At 51.1% G+C, this 1,261-nt stretch carries 1 protein-coding gene; it reads right to left on the bottom strand.

Features of this window, described 5'->3' with window-relative positions; translation table 11 throughout:
* A partial coding sequence (locus tag QVO39_RS05930) for a PLP-dependent transferase (protein ID WP_288171837.1) occupies nt 1-943 on the bottom strand: 943 nt, incomplete at its 3' end.
* Nucleotides 944-1,261: the final 318 nt, after the last annotated feature.

Genomic DNA, 1,261 nt, shown 5'->3' with positions numbered 1-1,261 from the left:
CCACCAAAGGATGGGCTTCAAGCCACTTCGCCACCTTTAGAGCACTCTCCGAGGCACGTACCGCACGGAGGGAAAGGGTCTCCAGTCCCTTGATGATCTGAGCCGAATTGTAAGGGCTGATGCAGGTGCCGATATCTCTCAGACCTACCGCACGGAGCCAACCGATCAATGCCCCCTTGCCAAAAGCGTGACTAAACGAGAGACCGTGGTAAGAGTCATTGGGCTCTGAGAGGTCGGGGAAAAGGCCACAGCCCCAGTCGAAGTGACCGCTATCGATCACCGCACCGCCCATCGTGGTACCATTACCCGAAACTAGCTTGGTAAGGGAGAGGAACTCCACATCGGCTCCCTTAGAGAGTGGTTGGTAAAGCCCCACGGTACAAGTGTTATCCACAAAGAGGGGTAAGCCGACCTCGTGCGCCACTGTGCTCAGGGCAGGCACATCAAGCAGATTGAGCCGAGGATTGCCCAGCACCTCAGCCAGCACCAGTTTGGTCTCAGGCTTTATCGCCTTACGCACCGCCTCTAGGTCTTCTACATCGACCAAAGTGGCATGGATCCCGTAGCGGGGAAGGGTACTGGTGAGGAGGTTGAAGGTACCGCCATAGAGGCTTTCACTCGCCACGATATGATCGCCACACTTGAGGAGGGAGAGTAGCGTGGTGGCGATGGCCGACTGACCGCACGAGGTGGCAACAGCCGCCACACCGCCCTCTACCGCTGCTATGCGACGCTCCAGCACATCGGTAGTAGGGTTATTGAGCCTTGTATAGATCGGCCCCTCCACCTTGAGGGCATAGACATCGGCCGCATACTGACTGTCTTTGTAGACGTAGGCGGTATTGTCGTAGAGCGGTACTGCTACCGAACCAAACTGATTATCACTTGGATTGTAGCCGGCATGGAGTGCCTGTGTTGCGAAATTTTTGCTTTGATTACTCATAATGCTTATTGATATCTGATTAAGTTATTAGTTGACTATTGGGTATAAAAAAACTGCTGGTACGCGTTGAATATCGTCGTACCAGCAGCCCTCTATAGGTATATATTTCTATCTACACGGTCAGAATGGACTATCAGGATACAACGAATCGGCGAACATCATCATAGACATTCGCATCATCATATCCATCATCTGTACACTCTGGTGTATCATCTAGCTCCTATTGATAAATCCTTTAATCGTGATAGCAAAAGTAGCTATCTGCGAGCAAAGGTACACAATTATTTCATTTCACCAAACACTTCACGCAAATTTATC

This window comes from Porphyromonas sp. CAG:1061, assembly GCF_000435035.1.
Taxonomy (GTDB): domain Bacteria; phylum Bacteroidota; class Bacteroidia; order Bacteroidales; family Porphyromonadaceae; genus Porphyromonas_A; species Porphyromonas_A somerae.
The sequence above is the reverse complement of the archived record's forward strand: the minus strand, read 5'-3'. Positions and strand labels throughout refer to the sequence as shown.